Consider the following 17876-nt stretch of genomic DNA (forward strand, 5'->3'; position numbering starts at 1 on the left):
TCCGCGGCTCCCGCGGGGTCGTGCATGATCATGCTTTCGGTCAGTTCCAGGATCAGTTTCTGAGGATCCATGCCGGCATCCTCGATGGTTTGCTGAACCTTCTCGACCAGATCGTCCTGCCTGAATTGACGGGCGGAAAGATTCACCGAGATAGTGATCACTGGAACCCCGGCCTTGCGCCACTCACGGAATTGCCGGCACGTCTCCCGCAGCACCCAGTCTCCCAGGGGAACAATCAGCCCCGTTTCCTCAGCCAGTGGGATAAAAGCGCCCGGAGGCACGAGCCCCTTCTCCGGATGGCGCCAGCGGAGCAGGGCTTCACAGCCGCTGATCCGGCCGCTGGCCAGATCGACCATCGGTTGGTAATACAGGAGAAACTCATCCCTCTCCAGGGCTCGGCGCAGATCGGCCTCCATCTCCAGTGTTTCCATCACCCGCAGGTTCATTTCCGGAGCGAAGAAGCGGAACTGGTTTCCTCCTTCCGTCTTTGCCCGGTACATGGCGACATCGGCGTTGCGGATCAGGGTCTCGCCATCCCCGCCATCCCGGGGATAGAAGCTAATGCCGATGCTGGCGGTGACGAAGAGCTCTCGCCCGGAAAGATGAAAGGGGCGGATCAAGGCCTCCTGGATTTTTCTGCCCATCATCCCCACATCATCCACTTCGGCCACCTCGGCCAGGGCGATGACGAATTCGTCGCCGCCCAGGCGTGCCACCGTATCGCCGGGACGCACGCATCCGGTCAGTCGCTTGGCCACAATCCGCAGCAGTTCGTCTCCCTGACCGTGACCCAGACTTTCATTGATCACCTTGAACCGGTCGAGATCGAGAAGCAGAACCGCCAGCAGGCGATGGGAGCGCCTCGCGTAGACGATGCTCTGTTCCAGCCGGTCGATCAGCAGGTTGCGGTTCAACAGGTCGGTCAGAGGATCGTGGCCGGCATGGTGCTCGAGCTGCTCCTCATAGCGCTTGCGTTCGGTGATGTCATTGAAGACGCTCACGTAATGGCTCACACCACCATCCGCATCACGCACCGGGGCCACCGAGAGCTCGTTCCAGAAAAGGGAACCGTCCTTGCGGTAGTTTCGCACTACCGCCTCCGTTTCCACGCCACGATGAATGGACTCACGGATATCGATAACCCCTTTCTGGTCCGTATCCTCGCCGGACAGCAAACGGGGATTGCGGCCGACCACCTCTTCGGCGCCGAAACCGGTGATGCGTTCGAAAGCAGGGTTGACGTACAGAATCGGCATTTCCGGGTCCTTGGCGTCGCAGATCATAATGCCGTTGCTGCTCGCTTCGATGGCCCGGTTGCGCAATTTCAGCGACTCTTCCGCTTCTTTTCGGGCCACGGCGGTGCGCAGGGAAACGATGCCGTAGGCGAGATCCTCCGCCAGCTCGGAGAGGAGCTTCACCTCTTCCTGATCAAAAGCCTCAACATCCGTGCTGTAGAGAGTCAGAGCGCCGACGATTTCCTCTCCGGAGCGCAGCGGCAGGGAAATGGCGGCGGAAATCCCCAAGTCTCCGATCACCGTCCGCATGTGGGAGAAGCGGCGGTCAGTCTGCATGTCCCGGCTCACCACCGTGGTGCCCTCCCGGATCGCCCTGGCTGTGGGCCCCTGCCCCTGATCGTTGTCCTGCCAGCTCAACTTCAGGCTTCGCAAATGCCCGCCGTCTTCTCCGGCGAAGGCGGACATTTCGATCGTTCGGTCTACATCCGGGCCTGGAAAGCCGACCCAGGCGAACAGATACCCGCCCAGGGTAACGAGGTTGTCGCAGACCCCATGCAGAAGCTCCTTTTCTTCCGTGGCCCGCACAAGCGTTTCATTGCACCGGGACAGGACTCGAAGAGTCCGGTTGAGCCGCCGCAGCCCCTCTTCCGCCTTGACTGTTTCCGTCACGTCGTGGGCCAGAACCAGCTTCGCCGGACGCCCTTCGAACTCCAGAACATGCGTGGTGATTTCCACGGAGATCAGGGTGCCGTCCTTCTTCCGATGGCGCCACACCCCCGAGCGGCCCAAGCCATCGGTTGACTCCGTCGTTCTTTTCAGCAATGCCGGGATATCATCGGCGGGACGGATATCCTTGATGGTCAGAGAGAGAAACTCGTCACGGTCATATCCGTAATGCGCCACGGCGGCACCGTTGACCGCCAGTATAGAGAGGGTCTCGAGGTCGTAGATCCACATGGGGTGGGGATTTTTATCGAAGAGATACCGATATCGCTCCGCGCTCTCCAGGGCGTCCTGCTCGAAAATTCGCATCCGGGTCAGGGTGCGGCGGACCAGAAGGTGCAGCAGAGCCGCCGTGAAGAGAACGAAAAGCCATCCCTTGAGGGTCTGAAATCGAGCCAGCTGGGTGGGATCCAGGGAAAGGGCGAGCAGCAGCCGATCGGAAAAAAAGATCCACAATGCCGATATCGACAGATAGATTCCGGCAATCGAGCGGGATGCCCGATCGATCTTGACAGGTTTAACCGGTCGGCTGTTTTTCATCAAAATCCCTCAGCACGCCGCATTCGAGATGCTTTGAACTTTATCATCAACATTGTCAAGCTTAACATTTATTCATTACATCCCAAGAGGATTCGCGGGGCGAAGGATTCAACTCTGCGCTGATCCGGCATTCGGATTCGAGCCGGAGGCCTTTTAGCTTCCAAATCTTAACCGTTATAGTTTTCTTTTACAATGAAGTTGGGGGAATAATACTCTGCGGCAGATATTTTTCAGGGGAGTGAAAAAAAGAAGGTGGTTCCTTTTCCCTTTTCTCCTTTTACCCACAGCGTCCCTCCGTGGCGATGGACGATGCGCTGAACGGTCGCAAGGCCGATCCCCGTGCCTGGAAATTCATTTGAATCATGAAGTCGCTGAAAAGGCTGGAAAAGTCGGTCGGCATCCTTCATGTCGAACCCGACCCCGTTGTCACGGACAAAAATCGCCTTTCTTTCCTGCTGATCAATCATCCCGATTTCGATTTTCGGGTGTTGAACCGGACCGGTGAACTTCCAGGCGTTCTCCAGAAGATTTCTGAGCGCCACTTTCAGAAGGTGACCATCGCCCCTGACCGCAAAACCCGAGGGGATGACCCACTCGACTCTTCGCTCCGGTTGAATCAACTGCACCTCGTCTGCAACTTCGCGGGCCAGAAGACTTATATCCACCTTCTCCCTCTGCATCTCGCTCCTGCCGATGCGCGAGAGCATCAGCAGATCTTCGATCAACTCCTCCATTCCAGCGCTTGCCCTGCAGATTTCCTGTACAAGAAAGTCCCCTGTCGAATCGAGGTTTTCGGAATACCCGTCCTGCAACAGCTGGGCAGCGGTATAAATCCGTGTGAGCGGCCGCCTCAGATCGTGGGAAACAGAGGAACTGAAAGCCTCAAGTTCCCGGTTGGCCGCCGCAAGCTCTTCGGCCCTGAGTTCCAGATTGCCCTTCAATTTCCTGATCTCTTCCTTCATCAGGTTGAAATCAGCGACAAGTTCGCCGATCTCATCACAGGTGTTGCTCTCCAGCGGACAGGAGAGATCCCAGGTTTTGGTTACAGCCTGGATATGGCGTCGCAGTACGTCGAACAGCTTCACGCTTTTTCTGAGCGATAGGTAGAACAGCGCGGAACAGACGAAGAAGATCGCGGAGAAGACCGTAATGCTGGTCATGATCCCTTTCCACATGGCAGAGTAAAGGGGAGTAAGATCCCGCTGTGAAAACAATATCCCGCCCGTCGCGCCGAAGGCGTCCTGGAAGGGTCCCATGCCGACGGCGTATTTTTTCCCGTTCAGTTCGACGATCGATACGGAGAATTTTTCCAGCCCTTCCCTCATGAGTTCGATGGAATTTGCGGCCAACTGCTGGGAAACCTCTCTGTCGGTCGGATAGAGGACGGTAAAACCATCGACCTGTTTTGTCTGAAAATCCATCTGATAGCTTTGGAGAAACGCCTGGGTCAGGAAAAGGCTGACGTCGTTTCCGGTAATCGCCTTCATCCGCTCGAAAACATGGTCGATCTCCTCGGCCACCTCCATGTAGCCGATCAGCTCTCCCTGGTGAAAGAGCGGTTCGACACATCGCAAGGAGAAAAAATTCCGCCCCATTTCCAGTCCGGTGACCGTCTTCCTGCTTTCGGCGGCCTTGAAATAGGTGGCCCTCGTCAGGCTGTCGCCATGCTGCTCCGGGGCGTGGGCCCGGAGAAAAACCGTGCCATCCGGTTCGACGAAGTACATGTGGGTGATGCTGTGGTTTCGTTTAAGTTCTTCGAAAACAGGGTTTGTTGCAGCCAGGAGCCGGGCTCTGTCTTTTCCCGCAAAAGGTATCAACAGAGGCTCAAGGCGCGTCAGACCCGTCTGGGCCCTGGCAAGTCCTTCCGCATCGGCCTCCAGAATCGACTGAAACAGCCGGTACTGATTTTTTGCCAGATCCTTCACGCTTTCTTCAAGCTGATTGACCTGCCGGCTGTAAGAAAAAAAACCCATGAACGTTGTGCTGGCCAGAAAGATCAATAAAATCGTCAGAAACAATCGACTCTTGATGGTCAGGTTTTCGGTCATCTTTGCAGGCTCCGGCAAATATGGCATCTTCGCAGGCGGGAAAAAGCGTAAGCCGTTCGGCAAACCCCGGGAATTTCCTGTGATGACGGGTTGTCGTAAGCATTCACTTCCGGCGATTATTTATTCTCTTTGACGAACGCCACCACTCTCGCGGCGATCTGATTGGAAGAGTTGACACAGTCATTGAGACCGACGCCGGAGAAGGCGTTGCCGGTCAGGAAGAGTCCCGGGGTGCCGCCGAGGCAATCGTCCAGGGCGAGGAGCCTCTTCCCGTGGCCGACCGTGTACTGGGGGATGGCCTGCCGGTGGCGGAAGATGCGGACGAAGTCCGGCTCGACGTCGATTCCCATGATCTCCTCCAGATCGGCCATGACCCGCGCCTTGACTTCTCTTTCGGCCAGATCGATGGCGCCGGGGTTGGTCGCCCCTCCCATCATGGAGCGCAGCAGCACATGGCCTTCGGGAGCGCGGTGGGGGAAGATGGAGGAGTCCCAGAGGGTGCCGAGGATGCTTTTCCTTTCTTTCCTGGGGATGAGATAGCCGAATCCGTCCAGGTCTCGAGCGATCTTCTGCCGCTGGTAACCGAAGCAGACCACGTTCATCGGCGCATAGGGGATCTGGTTCAGAATTTCGGCGAGAGAGGGAAGGGTTTCCGAGGTCATCGCCGCCAGGGCGTGAGCGGGGGCGGCGCTGACCACGATATCGGCGTCGAGCGTTCCGCCGTCCTCCAGATGAAGCTCGAACCCCTCCTTCCTGGGGAGAATCCCCACCACTCCGGCGTCGGTGCGCACCTCGCCGCCGAGAGCGGCGGCCGTGCCGTCGGTCAGTTCCTGGATGCCGCCGCGAAAGGACGTAAGAATGCCGCCGGGACCTGCGGCGCTGGCTACCGCCTTCCCTTCCCTTATTTCTGCTTTCTTCTTTCTGGCCAGTTTGACCATGGCCTTGATCAGCCCCCCGTATTCGCGCTCCAGCTCGTTGATGCGGGGGAAACAGCTTTTGAGGCTCATGGTCTCCGGGTCTCCGGCGAAGATGCCTGCCACCATCGGCGCGATGAGCTTGTCGAGCGCCTCGCTTCCCAGACGGCGGCGGGCGAAATCGGCCAGGCTTTCGTCGCCTTCGCCTCGGCGGGGCGGAACCAGAATCTCGCCTGCCAGGCGCGCCTTGCCGGGCCACGAGATGAGGCTGGACTTGAGGAAGCTGGGACCGTTTTCAGGAAGTCGGTGCAGGACCCCTTCCGAATAAATGAAGCGCTTGCGCGCGTTGTCGCTGGACCGCAACAGGCGATCGCGAATTCCGAGGCGATCGCATAGCTCCAGGGTCATCGGCTTGTTGTCTAGAAAACCGTTGGGCCCCCATTCGCAGAGAAAGCCGTTTTCCTTAAGGCTCCAGATTTTGCCCCCAATGCGGTCTTTCTTTTCCAGAAGCACGATCTCGACCGCAATGCCGGCCGCGGCGGCCTGACGCTGAATGGCATGAGCTGTGGAGAGGCCGGAAATTCCGGCACCGATGATGGCGATTCTAGTCATTCTCGCTCCTTTCTTGACAGACTGATGAAAAACGCCCATCTGTTGCGTTGGCTTCATCCTTCGTCAACGACGTACCGTCCAGGTACCCCTCATTCCTCAGGATTTCAGGCGCCTTGCATCTGGACATTTTTGCTCAGCCTGAAAACCATTGACATCCTGTCAGGTCAGTCTGCCGAGCAGGCGGGCTATGGTTTCAAAGGATCCGACCAACTCCTCCTGCTCCTCATCGGACATCTTCGCCAGGACTCTTCGGTACCCATCGATAATCCCCTGTCGAAGCTTGGCGATCAGATCCTCGCCGTTGTCGGTGAGACGAATGATTACCTGGCGCCGGTTGGCCTCATCCAGATTCCTCTCGACCACCCCCTCGCCGACGAGTCGGTCGACCATCTGGCTGGCGCTGCTCATGGCGACCCCCAGTTCCCGGGCCAGATCCCCCAGCGAACACTCCCTCCGGTCGGCAATGGTCAGCAAAGTCTTGTACTGGTTGTAGGTCAGGTCCATCCCTTCATGGACCAGGCTCCTTAATCGCCCCATCCGCCCCATGAGAAGCGGATAGAGGCTGGCAATCCTTTCAATACGTTCCACTTTTTAAACTCCTAACATTTCGATTGCCGAAATATTAGCCCGCAGAAATTTTCCGGTCAAGGATTATTTCAGGAGTGAGGCGTGAGGAGCGATGAGACGAGAGTGGACGGACCTGTCATCCGTCATCCGGAAATTTCCGACCACTACTCGCCCTTCTCATCGAGAAAGGCCTGCTTCTGCTGGAATTCTTCTCGAAGGTGGGGATCGAGTTCGAGGAGAAGAGCACGGGCAAGGGTCAGTCGGGCGGAGGAATAGTCCTGGCGAGCTATCTGGACCGCAGCCAGGGTGTCGAGAACGGCGCCGTCCCGGGGTGTTTCAACAGCGGCTCTTTCCGCCCATTCGAGCGCTTTTTCCGCCTCTCCGGACTGAAGGAGAACCCAGGCCAGGTTGTTCATGGCCTCAGCATTATCCGCTTCGCGGCGCAGGGCGAGCAGATAGCTCTTCCCGGCCTGCCGCAAGTCGCCGCGGGCCGCCAGAACATTTCCCCGATTGATCAACGGCCGGGCCCATTCGTCTGCCATTTCAGCGGCACGTTCATACTCGCGCAGGGCCAGATCTATTTCGCCCCGCTGCTGGTACGACACTCCCAGGTCGTTATGCTGTCGGGCGTCCAGCGGATCGTTGAGAACGATGATCCGCGGCAGGGAGCAGCCGGCAAGAAGAAAAACGATTAGAAGTATCGGAAAACGCATGGGCTATTCCAGATAGAGGTAAAGATGATTCATCTTCTCCCACCGTGCAAGAAGGTCGTCGGACTTGACGAAGACCCCCTCTTGAATTCCGGCATGGGCCAGAAAACCTTCGGCTCCGTAACCGAAAACGACGAGGTAATGGGGCCGGGTCGCCACCCAGAATCCCGTTTCCACAGGGATCAGCACTGGGCGTCCTGCATCGATCTGCCGCCGAAGCAAGGGCAGGTCGCCGCGTCCGGAGCGGGTGACGAATCCCTGAGCGCGGGCGAAATTCTCCAGATCGGGCAAAAGGGAGCCTTCCAGGGCTGGAGTATAAACGGCCCGGGTCACTTCTGCAACGGAGAGATGTCTGCCTCGGTGTTCCAGCAGGGAGGCGAGGGCCGCCGGGCCGCAATCGTCGCGACTCTCCTGAGCCCGGAAAGGGACCTCTTCAACGAGGTGAAGCCCCGGCTGCCCGGGGCTCCCGGGGTGCGACTGAAAGGGGGAGCAGCCGCACCCGCTCAACAGCATGAAAGCAAAAAGGAACCTTAAAATCACCGGATAACGATTTCCCTGTCCATGAGTTTCATGATCACGACCACCAGAAAGACGATCAGCAGCACGGCAATGACCGCCTCGAGGACGCTGCCGGCCGCCACATCCTTGGACAGGCCGGCCAGCTGATGAAGCTGTTCATCACTCATCGTCGGAAGTTTGGCGGATACCTCCTCCGGAGACAGACCGAAGTCGGACAGTCGCTGGGCCACCACCTGCTGCTCGAGTGCCTGACGAATCATTTCGATCTGCGCCTGTCTTTCGGCGCCGAAGGTACCGTCCGCAAGTCGACTGCCGATCAGAGCCGTATTCCCGTTGGCCGGAACCAGGGAAAGAAAGCTGAAGGCGATCAGAACCATCCAGCAGATGCGAGCATCCAGTATCCATAGGCGCGGCAACGACATATCAGACTCTCCTTTTTTTCCTTCGACTATTTGACGATCACCTGTTTGTCGGTCACCTTGAGGATGACGATCACCAGCAGAACGATGACCAGAATCGCGATCACCGCTCCGAGAATGCCGCCCTCCCCCAGGCTTTCCGAGAGGGAGGCCAGCTGGTGAAGCTGCTCATCGCTCAGGGTCGGAAGCTTGGCGGACACCTCTTCGGGGCTCAAACCGTAATCGGCAAGCCGCTGAACAACCACTTCCCGCTCCAGGGTCTGACGGATCGTTTCGATCTCCGCCTCCCTTTGCATCAGGGACTCCCCGCCGGAGAGGCGACTTTCGATCAGCGATGCGCTGCCGTTCGCCGGGATCAGGGAAAGACAGCAGAACGCGAAGAGCACCATCCAGCATATGCGGATATCAAGAACCCAACGACTTCTGTCGTACATGATCATCCTCCGAATATAGGAATAATGTATAATCGTGTGTTTACATTCTAGCTGAAAAGAAGCTGCCTGCAAGTTCTCCATCGGAGAAGCCTTTTTATCCTCCCACCTTGACGGGTTCTCCCGCGCTAACTATATTGATATCCGAAGATGGATAAATCCGAACTTGAGGAGCATTCATGGCCAAAGATTATTACGCCGTCCTCGGCGTTCCCCGGGACGCCACCGCCGAGGCCATCAAGAAATCCTATCGAAAACTGGCCCTCAAGTATCACCCGGACAAGAACCCCGGCGACAAAAAAGCCGAGGAGAAGTTCAAGGAGATTACCGAGGCCTATGCCGTCCTGTCGGACGCGGAGAAGCGTAAGCAGTACGACCAGTTCGGCGAGACGGGATTTCACCAGAGGTTCTCCCAGGAGGATATTTTCCGCGGCTTCGACGTCGGCGACATCTTTCGAGAATTCGGATTCGGCACCGACGACGTTTTCAGCCATGTCTTCGGCGGCGGTTACGGCAGCCGGACGACCTTCCATGGGGCCGGCCAGCCGCGGACCATCAAGGGACAGGATTTCGTCCTCCGCCTTGCGATCCCCTTTCGCCAGGCGATACTCGGCGGTGAACGGCGCGTCGATTATCGCCGGGACGGACGGGCGGAGCATCTGCAGGTGCGCATCCCGGCAGGGGTGGAGTCCGGCCAGAAGCTGCGCGTGGGCGGTAAAGGAGGGAAAAGTCCCACCGGCGGCCCTCCCGGAGACCTGTTCCTGGAGATCGAGGTGGATGCCGACCCGGTTTTTACCCGCGAGGGGAGTGATCTGCTGGTAAGGGTAAAAGTCCCTTTCAGCGGCGTCTGTCTCGGCACGTCCGTCGAAGTCCCCACTCTGGAGGGCCCCAAAAGGGTCAAGGTCCCCGCCGGAATGGCGGGAGGAGGGAAGATCCGTTTGAAGGGATTCGGGGCTCCTCACCGTAGCAAAGGGGGCAAGGGGGACCTCTTTGCCATCATCGAAGTGGCGGTGCCGACCACGCTGACCCCGGCGCAGAAGGCTCTGGTGGAAAAGCTGAGAGACGAGGGGCTCTAAAAAGAGGCCGACCACGCTTACCCGGCTCAAATTCCTTTTAAAACTTCGGAATTTACGTTATATTGTCGCGTCGACTATAAGTCGCAATTCCCCAGTTAAATCATTTTCGAGTCGGCGATCTTTTCCGGCCCCGGCCGTCCAGGCGCTGTGCACAAGCCCGAAGGACTTACTGCCCGGAGAAATTGGCTTGCCAATACGATACAGCCTTAATGCGAAGATGACCGGAGCCGTCTTCCTGCTGGTGGCGAGCCTTCTTCTGGCCGTCGGTTTCAGTGCTCTCCGGTTTTTCGAATCCAGATTCGTAGAGACCATTTCCAGAAACCAGCTTACCCTGGTGACCAGTGTCGCCGAGCAGATCGACGAACAGATCTCCCTGGCCCAGAACACCATCGTTCGTGCTGCCGCCGCAATCCCTCCGGAAAGCCTCCGCGATTCCGACTTCGCCCAGGAGATACTGGACACCCGGGTGGAGGTGATCCGAACGATATTCGACAACGGAATCTTCCTTTTTTCCGCAGACGGAAGACTGGTGGCGGAAACTCCCTACCTGCCGAACCGGCGCGGAAAGGATTATTCCTTCCGGAATTATTTCCGGGATACCGTCGCCGGCATGGCTCCCATCATCTCCGATCCCTATTTCTCCAGCCAGGCGCACAACCATCCCGCTCTCAACTTCACCGCTCCGATTAAGGATGCCGACGGCCGACTCGTCGGCGTCCTGGCCGGCAGTCTGGACCTGACCCGGGAGAACATTCTGGGACGCCTCCGGGATGTCCGTATCGGGGAGACGGGGTATCTCTACCTCTATAATACCGACCGGATGATGATCATGCACCCGGACCCGTCCCGCATCCTGCGTCAGGACGTCCCGCCCGGTGCAAATGTTCTTTTCGACCACGCCATCGAAGGTTTTGAGGGGAGCGGAGAAACGGTCAACAGCCGGGGCCTTCACTTCCTGGCCACCTTCAAGCATCTCAGAAACGTCAACTGGATTCTCGCCGCCAACTATCCCTGGTCAGAGGCTTTCGCCGCCGTTCAGAGGGCCCGCCTTCTGTTTGCTGCGGGCATGGTACTAGCGCTGGGGTTTTCCACCCTGCTTGTCTGGCTGACAATGCGACGGTTGACCCACCCTCTTCGAGAGTTCATCGGCCATGTCCGCAAAATATCCACCGGCGAGAACACCCGGGAGCCGCTCCGGGTCAGGACCCGGGACGAGATCGCCCTTCTGGCGGAAGCGTTCAATCAGCTGATGGTTGAAACCGATGAGCAAAAGCGGATCGTTCAGAATCAACTGACTTTTCTCCAGAACCTGCTCGACACCATACCCAATCCCGTCTACTACAAGAGTACCGAGGGTGTATACCTTGGATGCAACCGCGCCTTCGAACAGGTTCACGGCCGATCCCGGAATGAGATCGTCGGCCGGACGGTTCACGATGTCGCCGACGCGGCGCAGGCGGCTGCCTACGCGGCCTCCGACCGGGAACTTTTCCACCAGGAGGCGGGGGATTTCCAGATCTTTGAACATACGATGACTTATGCGGACAGCTCACGACGCAATGTTCTTTTTTACAAGGCCGTATTCCATAATGCCTCCGGCGAGCCTGCTGGGATGGTCGGAACTATCCTCGATATCACCCAGCGAAAGGCGATCGAGCTTGCCCTGAACGAGCAGCGGGAATTCACTGAAAATCTGCTGCAGAATTCGGCGGTCCCCTGTTTCGTGCTCGACAGAAACCACACGGTCCTCAACTGGACGCGCGCCTGCGAAGAGCTCACCGGCATTTCCATCACCGAGGTCCTTGGTACCAGTCAGCACTGGAAGGCTTTCTATCCGGTGAAGCGCCCCTGCCTTGCCGACCTGATTCTTGACGACCGCCTTGAGCAGACGCTCGATCTTTACGAAAGCTATGCCAACTCGCCTCTGATACCAGACGGTCTGCAGGCGGAAGGATGGTTCCCGAATATCGGCGGCAAGCGCCGCTACCTTCTCTTCGAGGCGGCGCCGATCCGTAACCAGAAGGGCGAAATCATCGCCGTCATTGAAACCCTGCACGACCTGACCCACGTCAAGCAGGTAGAGGAGGCCCTCCAGGAAAGCGAAGCCAGCTATCGGACCCTTATCGAACGCCTGCCTGATGCCATTCTTGTCCACCGGGGGGGCACAATCGTCTTCGGAAATCACGAGGCGAGCCGGCTTTTCGCATCCTCAACACCGGAAGATCTGGAAGGGGCGGAGATCCAGGACCTCGTTCATCCCGATTTCCGCGAGACCTTTGGGGAAGGCATCACTCTTGTTGAAGATCAGCGGGAAAACAAGGAATACACGGAAGGGAAAATCATGCGCCTGGACGGCACGGCCATCGACATCGAAGCGGCTTCCACACCCGTCTTTTACGAAGGCCGCTGGTCAGTGCAGACTATTCTACGGGACATCACCGAGCGAAAGGAGCTGCAGGAGAAAATCTGGCGCCAGGCCAACTTCGACCCCCTGACGGGGATTCCCAACCGCCTGCTCTTCCAGGACCGCCTGCAGCAGAATCTGGACCGGGCCGAACGGGAAAAGTACCATGTCGCCCTTCTTTTCATCGACCTCGATCATTTCAAGGAAATTAATGACACCCTGGGGCATGATGCGGGGGATGAACTGCTCCGGCAGACGGCTTCAAGGCTCTGCGGTCTGTTGCGCAAAACCGATACGATCGCCCGCATGGGAGGGGATGAATTCACAGTCATCATGCCCCGGGTTGTCGAGCCTCCGCACGTCAGCGCCGTGGCGCAGCGCATCCTGGCCGTGCTGGACGATCCGTTTCAGCTCCCCGGCGGCGAAGGACGTATCTCCGCCTCCATCGGCATTGCTTTTTATCCCGAGGACGGCACCGATACCGCCACCTTGATGAAAAAGGCCGACCTGGCCATGTACCGGGCCAAGGAGAGCGGCCGGAAAGCCTTCAGCTTCTACTCTTCAGAAATAATTATCCAGGATGAGCCGGCCCCTTCCTACCCGTAAAACTCCCGACAGTACATCATCCCCAGAGTTCCCCGGCTTGCCAGACACCGCTGACACAGCTCGCCGGCATCCTCATAAAGTTCCCGGGCCAGAAATGCACCGGCCTCCTGGGCCGGGTCGGCAGCGGCTGCTTCCGGATCAAAGGGCTGAGCGCAGACCTTGCACTCTTTCTTCATTCTGAAAACCTCAATTTTCCGGATTCATTTGTTTCGATCCAGATGGTCGGTCACCAGCGCCGCCATGGCGCCGATGAAATCGGGATGGTCATTGAGAGAGGGCATCCGATGAAAGTGGCGGATTCCCTGTTTGCGTGCATGATCCAGGTATTCGATGTCGATCTCGTGAAGAGTTTCGATGTGATCGGAGACAAAGGAGATGGGAACCATCAGAACCGCTTCGACTCCGTCGGTGGCCAGACGGTCCAGCACCTCGACCGTATCCGGCTCCATCCAGCGAACCGGCCCGCTGCGACTCTGGAATCCGAGGTGCCAGTTTCGCTCCCCGACCCTCTGCATCGTCCCCTTGACCGTGGACAGAACATGTTCCAGATAGGGATCGCCGCGGTCGATGAACTTCTGCGGCAGGGCATGTGCGGAAAAAAGGATCTGCACCCGGTCGTGCATTTCGGCGGGAAATTTCGCCAGACCTTCCCGCACCCGTCTCGCCAGCGCATCGAGATATCCGGGCCAGTCATACCAGTGCTCGATCACCGAGTACTTCAGCGAAGGATGCACCGAGGCGACGGCGCGGCGAAAATCATTGAGGCTGCTCCCTGTCGTGGCGCCGGTAAAATGAGGATACATGGAGAGGACTACGGCCCGTTCCACGCCGTCGGCGGCCATCCGGCGCAGAGTCTCCCGGGCATCGGGATGCCAGTAGCGCATGGCAACATAGGGGCGGAAAGCCGGGCCCATCTCCGTCGCAATCGCCCGGGCCTGCAGATTCGTCCATTTCAGCAGGGGTGAGCTGCCGCCGATGATCCGGTAGTTTTCCCGAACACGCCTGGCTCGAAAATGTGAGATCAGACGGGCAAAGGGACGCTGCAGCATCGCGCCGAGGGGCAGATGGATCAGATCTCGATCCGAGAAAAGATTGTACAGGAAAGGTTCGATGGAATCGAGCGAATCGGGGCCGCCCATATTGAGCAGCACCAGCCCGGTAGAGTTTTCAGGGTCCATAAAATCCGTTAGACGTTAGAAGTGAGAGGTGAGAGGTAAAAACCCGAGAGAGGTCACATCTTGCGTCTTACCTCTCACCTCTCACCTTGTTACTTGCTGCTCAAGCGGTGCACGCACTCGACCATGAACCGGGCGTGCTCGGGATCGACGGTGGGAAGAATGCCGTGGCCGAGATTGAAAATATGCCCCGGGCGGCCGGCGTTCTCGTCGAGAATCCGCTTCACCTCTTTCTCGATGTGCGCCTTGGGAGCATAGAGGACCGTCGGATCGAGGTTCCCCTGGACGGCGATTTCGGCACCGAGAATATCCCGCGCTTTTCCCAGGGAGATGTGCCAGTCGAGTCCAACAACGTCGCTGCCGGCTTTCCTGACCACATCGAGCATGGTGCCGGCCCCTTTGACGAAATGGATGACGGGGATACCGTCGCGGTCAAGGCCGTCGATAAGTTTCCTGGTATAGGGAAGGATGTACCTTTCGTAATCCAAAGGAGAAACGATCCCTCCCCAAGTGTCGAAAATCTGGATTGCCTGGGCGCCCGCCGCGATCTGAGCGTTGAGGTACTGGCGGTCCATTTCGGTGATCTTGTCCATGAGCGCCGCGTAGAGCTCCGGCTCTCCGTACATCATGCGCTTGATCTGGGCGAAGTCCTTGCTCCCCTTCCCTTCGACCATGTAGCAGGCCAGAGTAAAAGGGGCCCCGCCGAAGCCGATCAGCGGAACGCGCCCTTCGAACTCGCGGCGCAGGATCCTGATCGTCTCCAGGACGTAGGGGACGTCCTCCTCCATTACCGGAATGCGCAGCGCATCGATATCGGCTTTGGTGCGCACCGGATTTTCAAAGACCGGCCCGGGAACGAAATCGAGCTTGAGCCCCATCGGCTCCACCGGGGTAAGGATGTCGGAGAAGAGGATGGCGGCATCGGCGCCGAGATAGTCGATCGGCTGGATGGTGACTTCGGCGGCCAGCTCGGGGGTCTTGCACAGCTCGAGAAAGCTGACTTTCCTGCGCACTTCCATGTACTGGGGAAGATAGCGGCCGGCCTGGCGCATCAGCCAGACGGGAGTGCGATCGACGGGCTGGCCCCAACAGGCCTTGATGAAATCGTATTCGGTGGTCATTTAAAAAATCCTCCTGTGGGAATTGATGGCAATAATCTGTAGGGGCAGGGTTCCCCTGCCCTGGGGCGGGGCGACCCCGCCCCTACGTCAAATCATTTCGCCGCGTTTTCCGCCGCTTCCTTCTCCATCCGTTTGCGGGTGCGCTCCGGAATGTAATTGCAGAAAGGCTCCTCGGCCATGTAGTCGCCGTAGACCGCGTCGGCCCGTGCCCGACAGCCGCCGCAGACGTTGACGAATTCGCACTCGCCGCACTTGCCGCTGTACTTCTTGAAGTCACGCAGATCGTTGAAGACCTTGGAGTTGAACCAGAGATCGCGGAAAGGGACCTGCTTAACGTTGCCGACGGAGGAGTGAAAATAGGAACAGGGCTTGAGATTGCCGAAGCAGTCGATAAGACAGATGGTCTGCGCGGCGATGCACCCCTTACCGCCTCCGGTGGAGAAGGTGAGCGAGCGACGCTCGAAGGCGACCCCTTCGGCCTTGGCCATCTGCGGCACGATCCGGTAGTAGTGAGGCGCGCAGGTGGGGCGCATGAGAATCTCGCTCTCCTCCTTCTCCTGCCTGTAGTGCCAGGCCAGGATCTCCTCGTAGTCCTCTTTGGAGATGAGCTCGTTCATGATCTCCTCGCCACGGCCGGTGGGGACGATCATGAACATGTACCAGGCGGTCGCCCCCAGCCCCTTGGCCGTCCGGAAGGTGGCACCGATATCGTGCTGGTTGCGCCTGGTGAAGGAGGAGTTGACGAGGAACTTGATGCCGTTGCGTTTGAGGGTCTCGGCGCCGCGCACCACCCCGTCGAAAGCGCCGGGGCAGCTGCGGAAATCGTCGTGCACGGCGGCGTTTGAGCCATCGAGGGAGAGGGAGACCATCTTGATGTCGGCCTCCTTCATCTGCCGGCATACCTCTTCGGTGATGAGGGTCCCGTTGGTGGCCATGCACATGCGCAGCCCCTTGGAGGTTCCATAGCGGGCGATCTCGAAAATATCCTTGCGCATCAGCGGTTCGCCGCCGGAGAGAACCATGACAGGCTTGGAGATTTCGCAGATGTCGTCGATCAGCTTGAAGGCTTCATCGGTGGTGAAATCCCCTTCCGAGGAATCCAAGTCGGAGGAGCAGCGGCAGTGCACGCAATTGAGATTACAACGCTGGGTGGTTTCCCAGGCAAGCCACTTGGGAATATACTGTTCAGTATTTGCGGACATTTCAACTCCTTGGCGAGGGTTGCGCCGTTTGATGCAAGAAACTTACCGGGGCCACTTTACACCAGAACGAGCCGAAAAGACAAGGATTCACGCCCTCCGCAGCCCCGATTTTCCGGCCATATGGCCGACCCCCTCCCCGTAAGGGCTACATCACGGCCCCCGAACAGGTGCGACATCCCCGTTTGTTGCTATTCTTTCCCCATGAGAACCAAACTTCTCAACTTGTGGGAAAAACTTCGTTCCAGCTACTGGTTCATTCCCAGCCTGATGGCGATCGGAGCGGTGGCCCTCTCTTTCGGCGCACTGACGATGGATCGCCGGCTGGGTGCCAAATTGATTGAAAACCTGCGATGGTTTCCCGCCCAACAGGCCGAAGGCTCCCGCCTCATCCTGTCAACCGTCGCCGGCGCCACGATCACGGTCACCGGCGTCGTCTTCTCGGTGACCATCGTCGCCCTCTCTCTCGCCTCCCAGCAATTCGGGCCGCGGCTGCTCAGCAATTTCATGCGCGACCGCAGCAACCAGTTCGTCTTCGGGACCTTTATTGCGACGTATCTCTATTGCCTGCTGGTGCTGCGCACCATCCACGGCAGCGGGCAGAACCTGTTCATCCCCCAGATCTCCATTCTGATTGCGTTCCTCCTGGCGGTCTTCAGCGTGGGCATCCTCATCTTCTTCATTCATCACGCCGCCGACTCGATTCAGGCCATGACGGTGATCTCCAACGTCAGCGGTTCCCTGCACCACGCCATCGAAAGACAGTTTTCGGATCGGGCCGGTGAACTGGACGAAAGATGGCAGGATGAACTGGCGGGAGCAAAAATCCCCGGGGATTTCGAGGAAGATTCGGTTTCGCTGCGGAGCGACCGGTATGGGTACATCCAGGCGATCGACGAAAAAGGCCTTTTCGAAATGGCGAGGGAGAAAAAAATACTACTTCGCCTCGAATGCCGTCCGGGACATTTCGTCGTCCGGGGAGAAACACTTGCCAAGGCGTGGCCGGCTGAAAAGGGCAACTTGACGGACCTCTCGAAGAGCGTTGGCAAAGCCTTCATCTTCGGCTCCCGGCGAAGCCCGGAACAGGATATCGAGTTCCTGATCAAGGAGCTGGTCGAAGTCGCTGTCCGCGCCCTCTCGCCGGGCATCAATGACCCCTTTACCGCCATCAGCTGCATCGACCATCTCGGTTCGGCACTGCGCGAAATGGTTGAAAGAGTCCCTCTTTCATCCTACCGCTTCGATGGCGAAGACAATCTTCGTCTCATCGCCATGCGTCCCGATATCGCCGGCATCGTGGATGCCGCTTTCGACCAGATACGTCAGCACGGCAGGACCTACGCCTCCGTTGTCATCCGGCTTCTGGAGACGATCGCGGCAATTCTTCCCTACACCCACGGCGAGGAACAGCGCCAGCCGCTCCTGCGCCAGGCGGTGATGATCGAAAGAGGAAGCGAAAGCCTGCCCGAGGCGGAAGACCGCAAGACCGTCCACGCCCGGTTTCTGAGAATTTTTCAGGTGATGGAGGAAAGGTTCGGATTGAGCGGGGAGGCAGGCTGAATGCGCGGCCATCGCGA

General features: G+C 58.3%; 16 protein-coding genes. 4 read left to right on the plus strand and 12 right to left on the minus strand.

All coding sequences use genetic code 11. The annotated features are described in order from the left end of the window. Both DTF_RS22270 and DTF_RS25285 read right to left on the minus strand, forming a co-directional pair. Window positions 1-2498 (minus strand): diguanylate cyclase domain-containing protein (locus DTF_RS22270; protein ID WP_193352688.1); only part of this gene is annotated, 2498 nt, incomplete at its 3' end. 230 nt (window positions 2499-2728) lie between these two features. Further along, window positions 2729-4471, minus strand: coding sequence for an ATP-binding protein (locus DTF_RS25285; RefSeq protein WP_162148601.1), 1743 nt, complete (start codon window positions 4469-4471; stop codon window positions 2729-2731). Between DTF_RS25285 and DTF_RS27110 the strand changes: the two genes are divergently transcribed. Continuing rightward, window positions 4470-4679: a hypothetical protein gene (locus DTF_RS27110; RefSeq protein ID WP_162148602.1), complete on the plus strand. Its 210-nt coding sequence runs from the start codon at window positions 4470-4472 to the stop codon at window positions 4677-4679. The genes DTF_RS25285 and DTF_RS27110 overlap by 2 nt on opposite strands. Here the strand turns inward: DTF_RS27110 and hemG are convergent. The 6 genes from hemG to DTF_RS0106615 form a co-directional block, all read right to left on the minus strand. Continuing rightward, window positions 4663-6072, minus strand: a complete 1410-nt coding sequence (hemG, locus tag DTF_RS0106590) for a protoporphyrinogen oxidase (RefSeq protein WP_027714681.1) — start codon at window positions 6070-6072, stop codon at window positions 4663-4665. The two genes, DTF_RS27110 and hemG, sit on opposite strands and share 17 nt — an antisense overlap. Window positions 6073-6231: 159 nt before the next feature. Beyond that, a complete protein-coding gene (locus tag DTF_RS0106595) occupies window positions 6232-6660 on the minus strand; it encodes a MarR family winged helix-turn-helix transcriptional regulator (protein WP_027714682.1) in 429 nt (142 codons plus the stop codon). Window positions 6661-6803: 143 nt separating this feature from the next. Further along, window positions 6804-7352, minus strand: a complete 549-nt coding sequence (locus tag DTF_RS22285) for a tetratricopeptide repeat protein (protein ID WP_051361029.1) — start codon at window positions 7350-7352, stop codon at window positions 6804-6806. A 3-nt stretch (window positions 7353-7355) separates the two neighbouring features. Further along, window positions 7356-7889 (minus strand): cysteine peptidase family C39 domain-containing protein, encoded by a 534-nt coding sequence (locus DTF_RS26010; RefSeq protein ID WP_081702833.1) that lies wholly within the window; start codon window positions 7887-7889, stop codon window positions 7356-7358. After that, window positions 7886-8290, minus strand: coding sequence for a PA2779 family protein (locus tag DTF_RS22295; RefSeq protein ID WP_051361035.1), 405 nt, complete (start codon window positions 8288-8290; stop codon window positions 7886-7888). Before DTF_RS22295 ends, DTF_RS26010 begins: the two co-directional genes overlap by 4 nt. Before the next feature lie 26 nt (window positions 8291-8316). Next, window positions 8317-8721 carry a PA2779 family protein gene (locus DTF_RS0106615; protein WP_051361037.1) on the minus strand — a complete coding sequence of 135 codons (405 nt, stop codon included), beginning with the start codon at window positions 8719-8721 and terminating at the stop codon, window positions 8317-8319. 176 nt (window positions 8722-8897) lie between these two features. Here DTF_RS0106615 and DTF_RS0106620 point away from each other — a divergent pair, with 176 nt between their 5' ends. Together DTF_RS0106620 and DTF_RS25295 are read left to right on the plus strand one after the other, a co-directional pair. After that, entirely contained in the window at window positions 8898-9794 is an 897-nt protein-coding gene (locus DTF_RS0106620; RefSeq protein WP_027714684.1) for a DnaJ C-terminal domain-containing protein, read from the plus strand. 187 nt (window positions 9795-9981) lie between these two features. Then, complete coding sequence (locus DTF_RS25295; protein WP_155890735.1) at window positions 9982-12804, plus strand: diguanylate cyclase domain-containing protein; 2823 nt, start codon at window positions 9982-9984, stop codon at window positions 12802-12804. On the opposite strand, the gene DTF_RS0106630 is transcribed toward DTF_RS25295, so the two are convergent. The 4 genes from DTF_RS0106630 to DTF_RS0106645 all read right to left on the minus strand — a co-directional run bounded on the left by DTF_RS0106630 (window position 12795) and on the right by DTF_RS0106645 (window position 16302). Further along, window positions 12795-12980, minus strand: a complete 186-nt coding sequence (locus DTF_RS0106630; protein ID WP_027714686.1) for a hypothetical protein — start codon at window positions 12978-12980, stop codon at window positions 12795-12797. The two genes, DTF_RS25295 and DTF_RS0106630, sit on opposite strands and share 10 nt — an antisense overlap. A gap of 24 nt (window positions 12981-13004) precedes the next feature. Then, complete coding sequence (gene hemH, locus DTF_RS0106635; protein WP_027714687.1) at window positions 13005-13982, minus strand: ferrochelatase; 978 nt, start codon at window positions 13980-13982, stop codon at window positions 13005-13007. Between the two features lie 89 nt (window positions 13983-14071). Beyond that, on the minus strand, window positions 14072-15100 hold the full coding sequence (gene hemE, locus DTF_RS0106640) for a uroporphyrinogen decarboxylase (protein WP_027714688.1): 1029 nt from the start codon (window positions 15098-15100) through the stop codon (window positions 14072-14074). Window positions 15101-15192: 92 nt separating this feature from the next. Continuing rightward, entirely contained in the window at window positions 15193-16302 is a 1110-nt protein-coding gene (locus DTF_RS0106645) for a radical SAM protein (RefSeq protein ID WP_027714689.1), read from the minus strand. A 201-nt stretch (window positions 16303-16503) separates the two neighbouring features. On the opposite strand from DTF_RS0106645, the gene DTF_RS0106650 reads away from it, so the two are divergent. Further along, window positions 16504-17859 carry a DUF2254 domain-containing protein gene (locus DTF_RS0106650; RefSeq protein WP_027714690.1) on the plus strand — a complete coding sequence of 452 codons (1356 nt, stop codon included), beginning with the start codon at window positions 16504-16506 and terminating at the stop codon, window positions 17857-17859. Window positions 17860-17876 lie beyond the last annotated feature (17 nt).

Origin of the sequence: Desulfuromonas sp. TF, assembly GCF_000472285.1 — a bacterium.
Classification (GTDB): Bacteria; Desulfobacterota; Desulfuromonadia; order Desulfuromonadales; family ATBO01; genus ATBO01.